We start from the raw sequence: 17,400 nt of genomic DNA, 5'->3' as shown, positions 1-17,400 counted from the left end.
AATGGTAAAATGGCCGAGGCTTTGAATGCCTACAAAAAGCATATAAAGTTAAGAGACAGCGTACTAAATGAAGAAAAGAAATCGGAATTGACCCGTAAGGAAATGCAATTTCAGATGGAGCGCCAACAAGCGGTCGCCAATGAAGAGATCAAACGGCAGCAACTGGTAAAGAATATTTATTTGATTGGAGCCATTTTATTAGTGCTGCTGTCCATCCTTGGTTATTATATTTACAAGCGTAGACGCGATGAGCTGGAAAAAAAGAAGAGCGCCGAATTCAATGCCAAGGTATCGGAGACGGAACTTAAGGCGTTACGCTCACAAATGAACCCCCATTTTATTTTTAACTCGCTCAATTCCATCAGTGAATTTATTTCTAAAAACGATATTCAACAAGCAGATGACTACCTGGTCAAATTCTCTAAGCTGACACGGGCAATTCTCGAAAACTCTGAGAAAAAATCGATTACCTTAAACGAGGACCTTGAACTGATGGAACTTTATATGCAGATAGAGGCCATACGTTTAGAAAATAAATTGCACCATAAAATTACAATCGACCAAGATATTGAACCCAACAACACACTGGTTCCCCCACTAATTTTGCAGCCCTTTATAGAAAATAGTATTTGGCACGGGATCGCCCCTAAAAACGGAGATGGACACATTGCTATTAAAATTGAAAAAGAGGGTGATATGCTAAAATATGTGGTGGATGACAACGGTGTAGGACAACTCAAAAAGAATATGGGGGAGAAAAAATCGAACGGATCTTTTGGTATTAAGATTACAAAAAGTCGTATCGATATTCTGAGCCATATAAAAAACAAAAAGGGATCCATTAATTTGATGGATAAACCAGAAGGGGTACGCGTTGAAATAACACTTCCCTTAGAACTTCAATTTTAAGAACAGCATGTTAAAAGCATTAATAGTTGATGATGAACAACACTGCATCGACCGACTAGAGCGATTGTTACAATCAAGTATACACAACATACAAATAATAGCCCTTTGTAAAACAATTGGTGAGGCAAAAAAGGAAATTGCCAAAATAACCCCAGATATACTGTTCTTGGATGTACAACTGGGAAATGAGACTGGTTTTGACCTTCTATCACAATTAAACAGTATAGATTTTGAAGTAATTTTCACCACATCTTATGACAAATACGCGTTAAAGGCCATAAAATTCTCTGCCTTGGACTATTTGTTAAAACCTATAGATAATACAGAGCTTGACAATGCCCTTCAAAAGTTAAGGCAACAAAAAAGCCTGAAAGAAGCTTCAAAAAAAATAGATGTCCTGTTTCATAATTTTAAAGAGAACAAACCATCCTCTAAAAGAATAGCGATACCAACGGTAGACGGTTTTACCATGATGGATACCAAAGAAATCATCAGGTTTCAATCGGATACAAACTATACCCATATACATACCTTATCTAGAAAAAAGATAACCGCCTCAAAAACTATCAAATATTTTGAGGACATACTAGACGAAAACATGTTTTTTAGAGTCCATAAATCGCACCTCGTCAACTTGAGTTATATAAAAACCTACACCAAAGGAAAAGGAGGCTACATAACCTTGTCAGATAAAACCAAAATAGAGGTTGCCGTGAGAAGAAAAGACGAACTGTTGCAAAAATTAAGGGCTTAGAATGGTATATTTTCCTGGCCTAGAATAAATTTATATTGTTTACCTAGTGGTAATTGTAGCTAAATTTTAAGTTTGTTTTCTGTATAGATTAATACCACTATTTAATACTTTCCGCCGGTGCGAGATCAAGGGATATTCGTTGGTGCAGGCGTCACGAGCGCAGCGAACAAATAAATATCTTTAAAAAACTATAAAAATGATATGAGTAATGCTACACCTCTTTTCTTCAACTAATGCGCCATAACCTTGCGCCATACTTGAATAGTCCAAACCATGCTATCAGCAGGCGTTTACGCTATTACAGTTCTATATTGTTCGGCGTAGTTTTCTTCTTCTCTGTCTTTTTATAAATCCACTCCATTACAAAACATATACTAATAATGGCTATTGAAATTATAACTCCAATGGTATTTGAATTGTATTGTTGGTTAATTAAGATTACTGTAGCAATCATACAGAGTACAAAACCTACCAACGGAATTATTTTAGAACTACCGGTATCTTTAGATAGGCGATATCCAACAAGATTAACGACACCAAAAATGAGCAAGAAACCAACGCTGCCTGCTGTTGATATACTCTCTAGTTTAAGTACGTTTACTACAATTAGTGTGGCCACTGCTGTAATCAGTAAGCCAATGGGTTGATTCCAAAGTTTTGCTAAAAAGTGATGTGGTAATTCATCGTCTTGCGCAATTTCATAATTGACTTTACTTCCGCCATAAAGCGATGCGTTAATGGCGGAAAAAGTAGAAATTAATGCTGCTATTGTAATTATTGTAAAACCAACCTTACCTAGCATAGGTTTTGCTGCTTCTGCCAACACATAATCTTTTGCAGTTGCAATCTCGGTAAAAGGAAGTGAGCCTACAGTTACTAAGGCAATAATGATGTATAACACAATCACAAAAATTACGGAATAGTAATACGCTCGTGGAATATTCTTTTCAGGATTAATGATATCTGGTGCTGCATTAGCGATAAGTTCAAATCCTTCATACGCAACGAAAATTACCATTCCGCCTGCAAATAACTTAATCGGTGCTTCCCAATTAGATATGGCAAGTTGAGCAACATTTGGGTTGCCCATTAAACCATACGCACCAATAAAAATAAATGAAATTAGGATTACCAATTTAATAATTACGGCGTACGACTCTATTTTGCCTACTACCGCAATACTATAATAATTAATCGCTGTAGCTAAAACAATAATTGCACTTGCATAAATGTGTGCATCCATAATTTTGTCTTGAGTTAGCTCGAATAAATTCGGTGCGTAAGATCCAAATGCCGAAGCGTAAAGAGAAAGCATAATGATGTAGCTTATCCACAATAGATTATTAATTCCGCCACTAAAAACTGTTTTTCCGAAACCTTGATTGATAAATTTAACGGTTCCACCTCGGTCAGGATACTTTTTTGATAGCTTAACATAACTATAAGACGTTATTAATGCTAAAATACCAGCAAATAAAAAAGCTATGGGTGTGCCACCTTTGGCGAGAGATACTGCCAGACCCAGAACTGCAAAAATACCACCACCCACCATTCCACCTATTCCGATGGAAATTGCTTCTTTTAAACCTATTTTTTTATTCATAGAAAATTTAGTTTCTTAAATTGTGGCAACGGTCTGGTATAAAAATAGTTGCGGGTTTGCGTGCAAGGAATTACCAACGGAAATTCAGACATAGTAAGGGAGCAACGACCTTTTATGACGCATACATAATACCGTAATTTTTTATATAGCGTGTTGTAGCCCGTTATTTTTCTTATAGTTTTCTATGATATGTTTAGTGAACTTTTCCTTGTCACTTTTTACCATTTCCAACTGTTCTCCTGCATATAAATCTGAATGAAATTCCCGTAGATTATTATCGCTCCAAATTAATAGTTCTACAATTATTGGTGTCAGTGCAATTCCCTTTTCTGTTAAAGTATAGATGTTTGTTTTTTTGTTTTCTGGAAGTTTACCCTTTATTATTAGTTTAAATTCTTCGAGCATTTTTAATCTCGAAGACAAAATATTTGTGGCAATAGCTTCTTCACTCTCCATAAAATCTTTGAATGTTTTTTTCTCTTCAGTCAGCATTTGCTTAATAATTACTAAAGACCATTTATCTCCAATAACATCAATAGCACTGGTAATGGGGCAGTTGCATCTAAATTTATCTTCCATTTTTAATGTGATATAATCGTAATAAGATGCTGTAAAAATACGATTTTATTATTTATTACTTGCAAAACAAAAGTAATATTCTATCTTTGCTTGCAATTAGCAAGTAATAATTTGACATCAATAAAATATATAAAATGAAAAAAGTATTAGTAACCGGAATTTCAGGATATGTTGGTTTGCACGCAGCAGTAGAATTATTGAAAAATGGATATGCGGTTAAAGGTTCCGTACGAAACTTATCTAAAACAGATGAATTAACACGAGCAATTCAAAATGAAGTTGAACCTCATGGTAATTTAGAATTTTGTGAACTTGATCTCTTAAAAGATGAAGGTTGGATGGAGGCAATGCAAGATTGTGACTATGTACTTCATATTGCCTCGCCTTATGTTGCAAGTGAGCCTAAAGATGAAAACGAGCTGATAAAGCCTGCTATTGAAGGTACACAACGTGCTTTAAGTTTTGCTAAAAACGCAGGTGTTAAGAGAGTGGTTTTAACTTCCTCTATCGTTGCAATGTTTGGTGATGCCAATAAGTCCTTAAACATAAAACAAGATACTTGGACAAATCCAAATGCGAAAAATATGTCTGCCTATGTAAAAAGTAAAACCCTTGCCGAAAAGAGTGCTTGGGATTTTATTAAAACTCAAAAAGGAAATAATACGTTGGAATTGGTTGTGATTAATCCAGGTCCTATTTGGGGGCCAACCTTATCAGATAAACTCTCTGGTGAATCAATGAATATCGTTAAGGATATGATTACAGGTAAAATGCCAATGCTTGCCAAAGTGCGCATTAATATGTCAGATGTAAGAGATATTGCTCGTATACACGTTAAGGCTTTAGAGAATGATAAAGCGAATGGACAACGATTTGTGGTTGCCACCGAAAATCCATATTCATTTAAAGAAATGGCACAAATTTTAAAATCAAATGGAAATGATAAAGTAAGTACTTTAGAAGGTCCCAATTTCTTATTAAAATTCATGTCTAATTTTAATAGCGATTTAAAAGGTATGAAACCTTTTATCGGAAACACGTATAACGCCGATATTAGCAAAACAACGGAAGTGTTTAATTGGAAGCCAATTTCTTTTGAAAAATCTATTTTAGACACCGTTCAATCTGTAAAACAACGATTAAACAATTAGTTAATTTTCATTTATCACTCGAATTTTAATCAAAGTTCGAGTGATTTTTTAAATGCCAACGGTTGGGTTAAGGTTTGTTGCTGTGATTCGTCAAGAGGACAATCCAGCGGGACCTAAAGATAATTTTTTGCGCGTGATTTCCGTTTAGGAAATCCGCAAGCAATGAATTTTAGGCTTTGTTAGTCGCTGTGTTTTTTATTTACATTTTTTCTTTAATTGCTTTTCTCCAAAAGTAAATTCCAAAAGCACAAGTAATAATTGTAAACATAATTCCATTTTCTCCAAGCCAATGTTCTGTTCCTTCAATTTTTGTCGTTAAGGGAGGCATTATTTTTTGTATATAAACATTACTTACTGCGTGGAAAATTACCGCTGGCCAAAGACTTTTAGATTTAAAAGTATAGTATGTCAAAGTAAACGACATAAAAATACAAGTTGTCAAAAAGGCTAAAAATTCCAATATTGCATTATTACTATAGTAAACGAACAACGGCCAATGCCAAGCTGCCCAAATAATTCCACTAAAAACAGAAACACTTGTAAAAGAAAGCACTTTTCTTAATTCATAAATAAAAAAACCTCTCCATCCAATTTCTTCTCCTAAAGTGGTTGCGGCTGATCTAATTACTTCAACAGTTCCTAACAAGAGTATGGCTATTACTACAATTGGTATGGTGTCTAAAGTTCCTATTCCCATTAGCTGAAGTTCATTAGCCCATTCAGTAATAACTTCTGTATTTGCTAAATTTCCAAATCCAAAAATCCAGATAAGTATATAGGTAATTATACCCGCTAAAGCTGGAATAAAATAAGACAATCGAATGTATTTCCAATCGCCCCAATTCCAATTTAGAGATGAAATTTTACGCCTTTTTATTTTTAGGGTTATAAACGCAGCTATTGCAGGACACCACATTATAGCCCCAACATATATTCGTGAAGGATATAAATTTACTATTGCATAATGGAAAGGCGAAGTAAGAATAACAACTAATACAAGAAACAAAAATATTGTTTTCCACGCTTCTTTTCGTTCTGCTATGTTTGCTAACATTGATTTAATGATTGGTTTGTTATAGAGGACGACGAGATAGCAGTTTTGTTACATAGCACTGCGATGCTATAGCATTTCCAAAAGACCGTGCGACAGCTGCGAGAGCAGTGTGCGAGAAGGGGCGGGGGCAAAACGATATGAAGGGATTTTGGTCGACGCAGGTGTTCCAAGCGCAGCGAACATATGAATACTTTTAAAAACAATAAAAATGATATGAATAATGCTACATCATCGGTTAGTATATGAAAAGTAGGGCGGTTGATAAGCACTTACCTTTCCGTTTAGCTCGTAGCCAAAGCTTTTTGTTTTGTAATTAATTTTCCTTTTTTTATTGCCAAATCCAAAAGATATGGCGGCCTTAACAAATACGAAAAACCTTTAAATATAGCACTTAACGTCCTATTTGCTATAGGTCTTGTTGTGTGCAGTTTTTATCCCAGTCTATCTAAAGAATCAAGCTGCTCCTTTATTGTATAGACTATCATTGAATAATTTTTATCCCATTCTCTAAAGGCTTTTTCTATAATTACTTTTAATTCACTTCTGTGACTATTATTATTTAGTATTTTCTCAAGTTCCGCATAGGAATCAACCTGCTCATTAATTGTATACTCCTGCATCGAAAAATCATCTGCATATTCAGATTTTGCATTTTTCTTAATTGACTCCATATCAATTTCAGGAATCAAAATTTGATGATTATCTAATTTTTCTTTGGAGTTTTCATTGTATTCGATACCTAAATTAGAAGCATTTTTTCTCAAGTATGCCCTTAAAGATTTATAGAATTTCTTAAGTCCATCATCCAAATTTGATATATTCAACTTTCGATTATACTTAGTATTCAAATCGTCAGTTATCTGTTCTATAAATGATTTTACTTCTTCTTTGTTTCGTAGGTTGTCTGCTTGGCGGTCTGCTATAACTACGGAGAAATTATTAGTGGTTATTGGAGGTAGATATAAACAATAAATAGTTTTCCCATTAACCCATGCAGCTCCTAATTCCGCCTGACACATTTGGCTCTGATGATAGCTTGGGGTTATCAGGGCTATAAACAAGTTACAGTTCAGAAGCTGTTCCCTTATTTGTTCTCGCCATACTTTACTAGACCTAATTCCAGTTTCTCTTTTAGATGTAAAGAATATTTCAGACTTATTGATTTTTATTGTTTCAACAAGTAGCTTGTCAATAATCCTTTCTGCTATTTTTCTGTCATTGAAAGAATGACTTAAGAATATTTTTTTATTAATCATTTAATTCCTGCGTAATTTTTCGAATTTTTATTGCAAAATTATCTATTTTCTTATAAGTAATTGTGTGCTGTTTTTACTTGTTATAATCCTCTTTAATTATATTTCCTAGTTCACTCATTAGTTTAATAAACTCATCTAACTCATTAATGCTCAGCATGTATTTTCTTCCGCTCAAGTTAGATAATTCAGGGACTTTCTTTACGCAATCAGTATCTACAACTCCCATATTATGTTCAAAAATATGTCGAATTTGAAAGTACTTTATAAGTCCATCAAAATTAGTATGATTATCCGAAATGAAATTGTTCATTTTCTCATTAAGCACATAAATATTTTGAAATAAATTTCTTGGTTTTGAAGGGTAGTGGTCGGGTTTTTTATTTCGTAATTCTTTTCCTAGTCCATCAAATGTGGAAATTAAAGATGTTAAAATTGAGCTTAATGAAATTTCAATAATATCATTAGGAATTTCGGGTTTAGAAAAAATTGCAAGTTTCTTCTTAATTACTTCTAGTGACTTTTCATAAATAAGAAAAGCATTAGTTTTATTACAATCTGGACAATTTGAAAAAACACCATAAATGGCAAAATGAAGGCCACAGTTGTCACAAGTCAGAATTGTTTCCAGTTCACTTTCAGAGTAGTATTTTATTGGGAATTTTATGTTATTTCCAGAAGTCTTTACTTTGAATTGAATAAAACTATTTCGTGAGTTTCTCTCGAGCTGTTTAAATGAATTAGTTAGCTTGTCAAGTTGCGGTTTTACAATTTTATTAAAAGCCTGTTGCATTGCTATACTCTGAGCATATTCCAATTGTGCTTGAGTCCAAAAGGTATCAGCATTTCCTTCGTAATCGCAATATGGACAATGGCAATGGTCAGTTTCTAAACCTGTACCTGGTTTTAGCTTAAAATACTGTTCGCATTCTAAACATTCTCGTCCCATCATTCCGTTTTCATCCAATGGTATTGTAACCGATACATTCAAATCACTCATTTTTAGTTTTTAAATTTCTTTTCAAACTGATTGACCGAACTATTTAAGAACTTGTGGAATTTTGTAGCACCAAAATTATTGGTCATTACAAGCTTTGTAGTCATACCCGAAATATCTTTTAATAGAATAATAGATTCTTTAAGATATACTCTGTCAATGTTTAATTTTGAGCCTAGATTACCTGTCGAACTTGGGTTTTCTCTTTTGTACTTCCTGTCCACTTTACCACTATTATGAATCCAAATGTTTCTTCGACCTGTAATTTCTAAGTACTGTGATAAAGCATTGGAATAGTCTTCTTTAAAAACACTACCTAATCCTATTTTAGTTTTGTCTTTTTCAAAAAAATCTGTTGGTTTTCCATAAAATATCCCTCTAATTTTTTCCTCAATCAATTTGTCAATCATCTCTTCTTTAGAATCGCTTCCCATTATGGTACTCATAAGCTTGACCTGTTGACCTATTTGTTCTACAGAGTCTCGGCTTGTTATTTTTTCGGGAAATTCTTTGTAGACTATTTTAGTTAAATCTTGAAGAAAGTGTTCCGTTTGTGAAACGGCCTGAATTAGTGTTCTAGATGGAATAGAGTTTTTCAGGATTCTTTCTGTCATCCCCCAAATATCCTTTGAATAGAATGTCTTTGTGCCTTTATTATACAAATTTCCTATGGTAAGATTAACACTTTTCGGGTCTTTTTCACAGGTTCTTTTCAGTTCTTCTGTTGAATAGTCTAAATAATTATAATCTCTCCAAGTATTTATGATACTACGTCTGTAATTTATAAACAAACTGTTTAATTCATTACTTACGTGATTTGGATTTCTTTTTGTCATAATTCAAATTGCACACAACAAATGGCCATACACACTAATACACTTATTTCGCAATAAAGCTGTATAAAGCAACTAGTGCTTAAATATTTTTTTGTACTAAGTTATCGGGGGAGGTTGCACTATAAATGCTACTGCAATATAAAACTTTTTGTAAGAAAATAGAGCGGTACTTGTAGTTAATTGGTAGGTGTGTTTTTTTGTGCTACAATAATTTTCAATTTGCGTTAGTGTGCACCTCTTACTCATAAAACGCGTGATACTATCACTAAAAACCTACAACGTATTGTACCGAAATAGCTGAATAATTTAGCCTTAATTTTTTATCCGCTTACTTTCAAATTGCAATGAAACTATACGAGGTACGTAAAAATGTACCGCAACAGGCGTCCAACTGAAAAATAGGCGAGTTTCAAAAAGATTATTACTTTTGCAAAAGATAAATTAGTGTCAAAAATTCAACGGAACAAGAAGTAAAAATCATACAGCTTTTTAAATAGTTTTAACGCCTAACCAGCTTTCGGAAAAACACCTTTAACACAGGCTTGTAACCCGAATTAATGCTTTTAAGTAGTGATTGTATTGCATCAACGTGAAATTGCATGAAGAAAATTGCTATTATAGGCTCTGGATTTTCGAGTTTGTCTGCTGCGTGTTATTTAGCACAAGCAGGTAATGCCGTTACCCTATTTGAAAAAAACGAAGCGATTGGTGGTAGAGCGAGTCAATTTAGAAAAGACGGTTTTACCTTTGATATGGGGCCAACTTTTTATTGGATGCCCGATGTATTTAAGCGCTTCTTCTCTGATTTTAATCGCAATAGTTCCGATTACTACGAACTCTCTAGATTAGATCCTGGCTACAAAGTATATTTCGATAAAGACGATGCTCTAGAGGTGTCTGTTAGTCTCGATCTTTTGTATAAAGCTTTTGAAAAAGAAGAGCCAGGTAGCAGCAAGTTTTTAAAAAAGTTTTTGAAAATGGCTGAGTTTAATTACAATGCCGCAATGGATAAAGTAATTTATCGCCCGGGGAAATCACCGCTAGAACTGGTGACTTTTGCAACGGTGAGTCGTTTAAATCAATTTGCGACCTCCATCAGTAAAACAATTCGTAAGAATGTAAAGAGTCCGCGTTTAATTAAAATACTAGAATTCCCGGTTATTTTCTTAGGCGCTAAACCACAAAATATTCCCACCTTCTATTGCTTTATGAATTATGCCGATATGATTTTGGGAACGTGGCATCCTAAAGGTGGCTTCTACAAGGTAATTCAAGGTTTTGGAAAACTGGCAAATGAATTGGGTGTAACAATTAAAACCAATGCCCCTGTAGAAAAAATTGAAGTCGATAATAATATAGCTACAGGTTTACGCGTAAACAACGAATCACTACCATTCGATTTTATTATTTCTGGTGCCGACTACCACCATACCGAGACCTTGTTGGATACACCCAACAAAAATTACAACGAAAAGTATTGGGAGAAAAAGACCTTTGCACCTTCTGCATTATTGTTTTTTGTGGGCTTTGATAAAAAGCTGAAAAACGTAAACCACCATACCTTGTTTTTTGATACGGACTTCGATAAACATATTGATACTATTTACGGGGAACCTTCGTGGCCATCAGCGCCATTATTTTATACGAGCTTTCCAAGTATCACTGACGATACTATGGCACCGGAAGGAAAAGAAGCGGGTATATTTTTAATTCCCTTAGCACCTGGTTTGAAAGATTCTGAAGCTATACGCGAAGAATACTTTAAAAAATTAATTGAACGTATGGAGCGAATTACCGACCAAAGTTTAAATGACAATATACTTTTTAAAAAATCGTTTGGTGTTAATGACTTTGTAACTGATTATAATGCATACAAAGGAAATGCCTATGGTTTAGCTAATACGTTGATGCAAACAGCGTTTTTAAAACCAAAAATGGAAAATAAAAAAGTGAAGAATTTAGTGTACACAGGACAACTTACTGTTCCCGGCCCAGGTGTTCCAACTACAATTATATCCGGGAAGATTGCAGCAGATCTTACGCTCGAAAAACTAAAAAAGCAGTAATGAAGGAATTATTTGATGAGGTATCATTTAAGTGCAGTAAAATTGTTACACGAAATTATAGCACTTCATTTTCAGCGGGTATAAAACTGTTTGATAAATCGATACGCGATAGCATTTATAGTATTTATGGTTTTGTGCGTTTTGCCGATGAGATCGTAGATACCTTTCATGATTACGATAAGGCTACTTTATTTTCGAGTTTTGAAGAAGAGTACTACCGTGCCTATGAACGCGGCATAAGTCTAAATCCAATACTTAATTCGTTTCAATTGACCGTTCGTAAATACAATATTGATGATGCTTTAATACAAGCGTTCTTAAAAAGTATGCGTAGTGATTTATCTAAAAACGAATTTACAGATGCAGAAATAGAAGAATATATTTATGGATCGGCAGATGTTGTGGGACTCATGTGTCTTAAGGTTTTTGTTGATGGAGATAACGAACGTTACGAGGCTTTAAAACCTGCTGCTATGCGTTTGGGATCTGCTTTTCAGAAAGTAAATTTCTTGCGTGATATTAATAATGATATTAATGAGTTACACCGTATCTACTTTCCGATTTTAAGAAATAACGAACTCACCGAAGACATAAAGAAAGTAATAATTAAAGATATTGATGAAGATTTTAGTGTCGCTTTAGAAGGTATTAAACAGCTGCCTAGTAATTCTAGAAGCGGTGTTTATGCGGCATATTTGTATTACAGTAAACTAACTACCAAAATAAAATGTACCCCAGTAGAGAAATTGCTTAATGAGCGAATTCGAATTCCGAATAGGGTAAAAATGTGGGCTTTAATATCTATTTACACCACTAATAAATTTTCGCTGGCATAGCACATAAGAAAATTACAAACGATGTCACTCTATTTAATTATTCTTATTATTTCAATAGCTGGGCCACTGGCGATGAGTTTTGAGAAAAATCTTAGACTTTATAAACGTTGGAAATTTCTGCTTCCGGCGATTTTAATTACAATGGTGTTTTTTGTTGCTTGGGATATCATCTTTACGGATATAGGCTGTTGGTTTTTTAACCCAAGATATAATTCGGGCATTTATATTAATAAGCTTCCTTTAGAAGAATATCTTTTTTTTATAGCTATTCCGTATGCCTGTGCCTTTTCATTTTATGCCGTGCAATTTCATTTTCCAAAATTTAAGTTCAATGCGAAATGGACAAAAATTCTAACCTATATAATTGTTGGAACGTCCCTTATAATTTCAGTTGTATATAGCGACCTTACCTATACTTCTATTAATTTTCTTATACTGGCTGTAATTCTTTTATTGAGTTATATTTTTGCCAAGGACGTAGTGGAATATTATTTAGCCATTTATCCGATATTGTTAATTCCATTTTTTATCGTAAACGGAGTGCTAACAGGTACGGGAATTGAACAAGCTGTTTTTGATTATAACCCTGATGTAATTCTGGGTGTTCGCATACTTTCAGTACCATTAGAAGATATGTTTTATAATTTCTCGTTGTTGTTATCTCCTTTGGCATTAACTCATATTTTCGAAAAGCGATTTAAAACATCAAAGGCGTTATGAAAATTGCAGTTATCGGTTCTGGCATTGGTGGTTTGGCGGCAGCATGTAGATTGGCCTCTAAAGGACATGACGTAACGGTATTTGAAAAAAATGCTACTCCCGGTGGAAAAATTAGTGAGATAAAAATGGATGGATATCGATTTGATACTGGTCCATCGCTATTTACATTACCAGAATTAGTAACCGAACTATATGCCGCAGCTAATGAGCCCATACCTTCCAGTTTTGCTTATAAAAAACTAGAGGTACTGTGTAAGTATTTTTACAATAGTGGTGAACGACTTAATGCTTGGTCTGATCAACAAAAATTTACGGATGAATGCGTTCAAAAGTTTGGCGAAGACCCAGCGAGTATTACTAAATATTTAAAAAGTGCCTCCTTAATATATAAAATCACTGCAGACATTTTTCTTTTTAACTCGTTGCACAAGGTTAAAAATTTAATGAAATTTTCTGTTTTAAAATCGCTGCTTCAGGTGCATAAGATTCGATTTTATAAAACCATGCACGGGGCCAACAAACGCAATTTTAAAAGTCCGCTGTTGGTTCAATTGTTTGATAGGTATGCTACCTATAATGGCTCTAATCCGTATAAAGCACCAGCTACCTTAAATGTGATAGCACATCTCGAAAATAATTTGGGAGCCTATTTTCCTGATAAAGGAATGTATACCATTGTACAACATATTTATGAACTCGCCCTTAAAAAAGGAGTGCGTTTTAATTTTAATTCGTTGGTAACTTCCATCGATATAAAAAATAAAAAGGCGGTGGGAATAACGGTAGGGGAGACCCAACATGCTTTCGATAAAATTGTATCCGATTCAGACATTAATTATGTGATTAATAACCTGATGGATCACCCCAAAGAAAAACAAATTAAAAGCTTAGAACCTTCATCTTCGGCCTTAGTGTTTTATTGGGGAGTTACTAGAGAATTTCCAGAATTAGATTTACATAACATTCTTTTTAGTAGTGATTATAAAACGGAATTTAATAATCTGTTTGAAGCGAAAACTATAGATAAAGACCCAACCATTTATATTTTTATCAGTTCTAAAGTGATTGAGAATGATGCACCAAAAAACTGTGAAAACTGGTATGTTATGGTAAATGCTCCAGCGAATAGTACGGAAGATTGGGACGAGCTTATTCGTGTTACCAGACAAAACATTATTAATAAAATCAACGAATCACTTAAAACAAACATTGAAGATTATATAGCATGCGAGAAAATAGCATCGCCGATAACTATTGAGCAAAATACACTTAGTAAAGGAGGAGCATTGTATGGTAATTCTTCTAATTCTAAATTCGCTGCCTTTTTAAGACATCCAAATTTTCTTAAAAGTGTTCAAAATTTATATTTTGTAGGCGGTAGTGTTCACCCAGGTGGGGGAATACCACTTTGTTTAGCTAGTGCTAAAATTGTTGCTAACGAAATACCTGCATCATAGATGAACCGGACCATAAAATACTTAGTTAACGATGGACTACCCTTAACTTTTGTGGTTTTTTACTGTGTTGGTTTGGCTTTATTCTTTTCACCGCTTACCCATGAATTATTTAAACTAGTTACACCCTATACCTTGGTATTAGTTACTGGGGCAATCTTTTCGCACCATAATGGATGGAGTCTTAAAACGATTATAGTTTTAGTAAGTATTTTTGTGGTGAGTATCGTAGTCGAAATTATTGGTGTATCTACCGGTAAATTGTTTGGTGTTTATGAATATGGGCGCGGACTTGGTTACAAAATAGCAGAGGTGCCTATTGTTATTGGTCTTAATTGGGTTTTCTTGGTGTATACCTCAAATAGTATTATTACGAAATACACCTCTAAAAATATTCCGATTATTATCGGCGCAGCAACACTAATGATTGTTTACGATATTATATTGGAAAAAGTAGCGCCTCTAATGGATATGTGGCAATTCTCAGAAAATAATCCGCCCATAAGTAATTATGTGGTCTGGTTTTTACTAGCCTTAATTTTCAATGCAGCTATTCAATATTTTAAAGTAAACACACATAATAGACCGGCGCGCTGGTTGTTTTTTGTGCAATTTGGTTTTTTTGTAATTATAATAATTCACAACTTATATTTTCAAAAATGATACGAGCCAAGCATACTAAATTCATGATTATATTTTCGAATTATTATACGAAGATTTTAGTTGGATTTTTTTTTAATAGTGTTAAGAACATCGGTGATTATGAGGATAAGGGACTTCCAATTCTTATGATTAGTAATCATTTCTCGTTTTACGATGGTTTTATCCAGATCTTATTAAACCTTAAAGTATTCAAGCGAAGACTTCACTTTATGATGCTTGAGAAAGAGCTTCGTAAAAACATGCTATTAACTAAACTCGGTGCATGTTCAATTAGTAAAGGCAAACGTTCTAGTTTAGAAAGTCTGGATTATGCTGTTGAAGTGTTAGAAGATAAAGAGAACATGTTTTTGTTTTTCCCACAAGGTAAAATACAAAGCATATACACAAGGGATTTTACTTTTGAAAAAGGCTTGCTGACCCATATTTTAGAAAATAAAAGAACAGATTTTCAATTGGTGTTTAATATCAACCTTATTAAATACGGCACCAATCTGAGACCAGATATTTATGCCTATTATGAAACGCAAGACATAAATGAAGCGACCACTGCTGAGGATTTGGAATTGGCATTTAATCGTTTTGCAAAAACATGTTTTTCAAAACAAGGTGCGACATGATATACTGTTGCTATTTTCTTATAGGTTTATTGTTCATCAGACTCCTTGTAGCACTGGTTAACTATCTTTCGTTTTCGTATTTACCAAAAGTAATTTCAGTAGCCCATAAGCCTTTGGTTTCCATATTAATTCCTGCGCGTAATGAGGAGGAAAATATTGGCAATCTACTAGAAGAAATTTCAAAGTTAGCATACGTTAATTTAGAAATCATTGTGTATAATGACCTTTCAGAGGATAAAACAGAAAGTATTGTCCGTGATTGGGCTGCGCGAATGCCTGCATTACAATTGATTAATGGTGAAAAACTACCGAAAGGTTGGTTGGGTAAGAATCATGCTTGTCACCAATTAGCCCAAGCAGCAACAGGGACAGTTTTACTTTATTTAGATGCCGATGTGAGTGTGAAAGAAGATGTAATTGAACGTAGTATTAGTCACTTTCAGAGATACGAGCTGCACTTGCTTTCTATTTTTCCAAAGCAAATAGTGGCCACCCTAGGAGAAAAAATATCGGTACCCCTAATGAATTGGATTTTGCTAAGCTTATTGCCACTAGCGCTAATTCGAAGGTCAAAAAATGTAGCGTTTTCAGCAGCAAACGGACAATTTATGATGTTTAATGCAGTTACATATAAAGCTATTTGGCCGCATGAAAAATGTAAGTCGCACCGTGTAGAAGACATCGCTATCTTAAGATTATTTAAACAAAAAGGTCTTGCTAGTGATACACTATTGGGAGATGATGCAATATCATGCCGAATGTATTTTGGACTAAATGATGCTATAGAAGGATTTACAAAAAATATATTTCAATTCTTTGGCAATAGTATTATCACCACTATTGCCTTTGGAATTGTTACCACAATAGCGCCATTCATCCTATATTTTTATATGGGTATTGGGTGGTCAGTCGCATATATTGCTGGCGTAGTGGCAATACGAATTTTTGTAAGTTTGGCGAGCCAACAATCGGTCGTTCAAAATGTAGTATTAACAGTGCCACAACACCTAGTATTTCTAGGGATAATACTAAAAGGACTAATTAATGATCAACAGAAGAAATTAATATGGAAAGGCCGCAACATACTACAAGACTAGTTCTGGGGATTTTGACGTTGTTGCTATCAATGCACTTTGGTTTTTCTCAAAGCATAACCTACCGAGATTCCATTTACAAAGCCTATTCACGTGGTCATATGGATAAGTGGTTGGTACTCATGAATGCTTGTGAAAAAAGTGCAGGTCATGATAACGTAGCGGAGCAAATGGAATTACTCAGTTATTACTACGGATATACCGCTTGGTTAATCGGTGCAGAAAAACACGATACGGCTGAGGTCTATATTGATAAATCTGAGGCAATTATTGATAGGTTATTAGAAGACGCACCTGAAGATGCAACACTACAAGCATACAAAGGAGCGTACATTGCTTTTACGATTGGTATTTCTAATTTAAAGGCGATATACTTAGGTCCGAAAAGCATGCGGTATATCAATAAATCTATAGAATTAGACCCCGAAAATATCCAAGGTAATATAGAAAAAGGAAACTCTATGTATTATCGTCCATCAGCTTTTGGAGGGGATAAAGATGAAGCCATTGAATACTATATAAAGGCAGTTGAAAGCTTTGAAAAACAAGGTTTGGTAATTAATAATTGGATGTATATAAATACGATGACGGCTTTGGGACAGGCTTACGAAGCTACCAATCAAATACAGAAAGCTAAATTGTGTTATGAAAAAATAATTCGCATTTTTCCGAATTTTATGTGGGTTGAAGATGAACTCTATCCGGATATGCTGAAACGCCACCAGCTATAAAATTTAGCACTACCAATAATGAAATTTTATAGCTTCAAATCAACATTAAATAGTATCACACTATTTGTACTCTTAGGTCTTGT

At 34.2% G+C, this 17,400-nt stretch carries 17 protein-coding genes; 11 read left to right on the top strand and 6 right to left on the bottom strand.

Going from position 1 to position 17,400, the window contains the following annotated elements; all coding sequences use genetic code 11:
* Together ABJF52_RS12250 and ABJF52_RS12245 are read left to right on the top strand one after the other, a co-directional pair.
* Positions 1 to 909, top strand: a 909-nt coding sequence (locus tag ABJF52_RS12250; protein WP_348150528.1) for a histidine kinase, incomplete at its 5' end; no start/stop codon positions are given.
* A gap of 7 nt (positions 910 to 916) precedes the next feature.
* Positions 917 to 1,663: a LytTR family DNA-binding domain-containing protein gene (locus ABJF52_RS12245; protein ID WP_348150525.1), complete on the top strand. Its 747-nt coding sequence runs from the start codon at positions 917 to 919 to the stop codon at positions 1,661 to 1,663.
* Between the two features lie 298 nt (positions 1,664 to 1,961).
* Here the strand turns inward: ABJF52_RS12245 and ABJF52_RS12240 are convergent, their stop codons facing one another.
* Both ABJF52_RS12240 and ABJF52_RS12235 read right to left on the bottom strand, forming a co-directional pair.
* Complete coding sequence (locus ABJF52_RS12240) at positions 1,962 to 3,266, bottom strand: APC family permease (protein ID WP_348150522.1); 1,305 nt, start codon at positions 3,264 to 3,266, stop codon at positions 1,962 to 1,964.
* A 141-nt stretch (positions 3,267 to 3,407) separates the two neighbouring features.
* Positions 3,408 to 3,845: a helix-turn-helix domain-containing protein gene (locus ABJF52_RS12235; RefSeq protein ID WP_348150520.1), complete on the bottom strand. Its 438-nt coding sequence runs from the start codon at positions 3,843 to 3,845 to the stop codon at positions 3,408 to 3,410.
* A 134-nt stretch (positions 3,846 to 3,979) separates the two neighbouring features.
* Between ABJF52_RS12235 and ABJF52_RS12230 the strand changes: the two genes are divergently transcribed.
* The gene (locus tag ABJF52_RS12230) at positions 3,980 to 4,996 is read left to right on the top strand and encodes an aldehyde reductase (RefSeq protein WP_348150517.1); all 1,017 of its coding nucleotides are present in this window, start codon (positions 3,980 to 3,982) and stop codon (positions 4,994 to 4,996) included.
* Between the two features lie 199 nt (positions 4,997 to 5,195).
* On the opposite strand, the gene ABJF52_RS12225 is transcribed toward ABJF52_RS12230, so the two are convergent.
* From ABJF52_RS12225 to ABJF52_RS12210, 4 genes are all read right to left on the bottom strand, one after another.
* Positions 5,196 to 6,050, bottom strand: coding sequence for a type II CAAX endopeptidase family protein (locus ABJF52_RS12225; protein ID WP_348150514.1), 855 nt, complete (start codon positions 6,048 to 6,050; stop codon positions 5,196 to 5,198).
* A 431-nt stretch (positions 6,051 to 6,481) separates the two neighbouring features.
* A complete protein-coding gene (locus tag ABJF52_RS12220) occupies positions 6,482 to 7,306 on the bottom strand; it encodes a toll/interleukin-1 receptor domain-containing protein (protein WP_348150511.1) in 825 nt (274 codons plus the stop codon).
* Between the two features lie 73 nt (positions 7,307 to 7,379).
* Positions 7,380 to 8,303 carry a hypothetical protein gene (locus ABJF52_RS12215; protein ID WP_348150508.1) on the bottom strand — a complete coding sequence of 308 codons (924 nt, stop codon included), beginning with the start codon at positions 8,301 to 8,303 and terminating at the stop codon, positions 7,380 to 7,382.
* A gap of 2 nt (positions 8,304 to 8,305) precedes the next feature.
* Positions 8,306 to 9,136: a hypothetical protein gene (locus ABJF52_RS12210; RefSeq protein WP_348150505.1), complete on the bottom strand. Its 831-nt coding sequence runs from the start codon at positions 9,134 to 9,136 to the stop codon at positions 8,306 to 8,308.
* A gap of 599 nt (positions 9,137 to 9,735) precedes the next feature.
* Here ABJF52_RS12210 and crtI point away from each other — a divergent pair.
* The 8 genes from crtI to ABJF52_RS12170 are packed head-to-tail and all read left to right on the top strand — an operon-like array spanning position 9,736 to position 17,317.
* Complete coding sequence (gene crtI, locus ABJF52_RS12205) at positions 9,736 to 11,202, top strand: phytoene desaturase family protein (RefSeq protein ID WP_348150502.1); 1,467 nt, start codon at positions 9,736 to 9,738, stop codon at positions 11,200 to 11,202.
* Positions 11,202 to 12,038 (top strand): phytoene/squalene synthase family protein, encoded by an 837-nt coding sequence (locus ABJF52_RS12200; RefSeq protein ID WP_348150500.1) that lies wholly within the window; start codon positions 11,202 to 11,204, stop codon positions 12,036 to 12,038. The genes crtI and ABJF52_RS12200 overlap by 1 nt, the downstream gene beginning before the upstream one ends.
* A 21-nt stretch (positions 12,039 to 12,059) precedes the next feature.
* Positions 12,060 to 12,758 (top strand): lycopene cyclase domain-containing protein, encoded by a 699-nt coding sequence (locus tag ABJF52_RS12195; RefSeq protein WP_348150497.1) that lies wholly within the window; start codon positions 12,060 to 12,062, stop codon positions 12,756 to 12,758.
* Positions 12,755 to 14,215, top strand: a complete 1,461-nt coding sequence (gene crtD, locus ABJF52_RS12190; protein ID WP_348150494.1) for a 1-hydroxycarotenoid 3,4-desaturase CrtD — start codon at positions 12,755 to 12,757, stop codon at positions 14,213 to 14,215. The genes ABJF52_RS12195 and crtD overlap by 4 nt, the downstream gene beginning before the upstream one ends.
* The gene (locus ABJF52_RS12185; protein ID WP_348150491.1) at positions 14,216 to 14,875 is read left to right on the top strand and encodes a carotenoid biosynthesis protein; all 660 of its coding nucleotides are present in this window, start codon (positions 14,216 to 14,218) and stop codon (positions 14,873 to 14,875) included.
* Between the two features lie 23 nt (positions 14,876 to 14,898).
* A complete protein-coding gene (locus ABJF52_RS12180) occupies positions 14,899 to 15,492 on the top strand; it encodes a 1-acyl-sn-glycerol-3-phosphate acyltransferase (protein ID WP_348150489.1) in 594 nt (197 codons plus the stop codon).
* Positions 15,489 to 16,589: a glycosyltransferase gene (locus ABJF52_RS12175; protein WP_348150487.1), complete on the top strand. Its 1,101-nt coding sequence runs from the start codon at positions 15,489 to 15,491 to the stop codon at positions 16,587 to 16,589. Before ABJF52_RS12180 ends, ABJF52_RS12175 begins: the two co-directional genes overlap by 4 nt.
* Positions 16,559 to 17,317 (top strand): tetratricopeptide repeat protein, encoded by a 759-nt coding sequence (locus ABJF52_RS12170; protein WP_348150485.1) that lies wholly within the window; start codon positions 16,559 to 16,561, stop codon positions 17,315 to 17,317. The genes ABJF52_RS12175 and ABJF52_RS12170 overlap by 31 nt, the downstream gene beginning before the upstream one ends.
* The last annotated feature ends 83 nt before the right edge of the window (positions 17,318 to 17,400 follow it).

It is taken from the genome of Aurantibacter sp., assembly GCF_039941195.1.
Classification (GTDB): Bacteria; Bacteroidota; Bacteroidia; order Flavobacteriales; family Flavobacteriaceae; genus Aurantibacter_A.
Note: the sequence above shows the minus strand (reverse complement) of the source record. Positions and strands in the feature narration are given on the sequence as shown.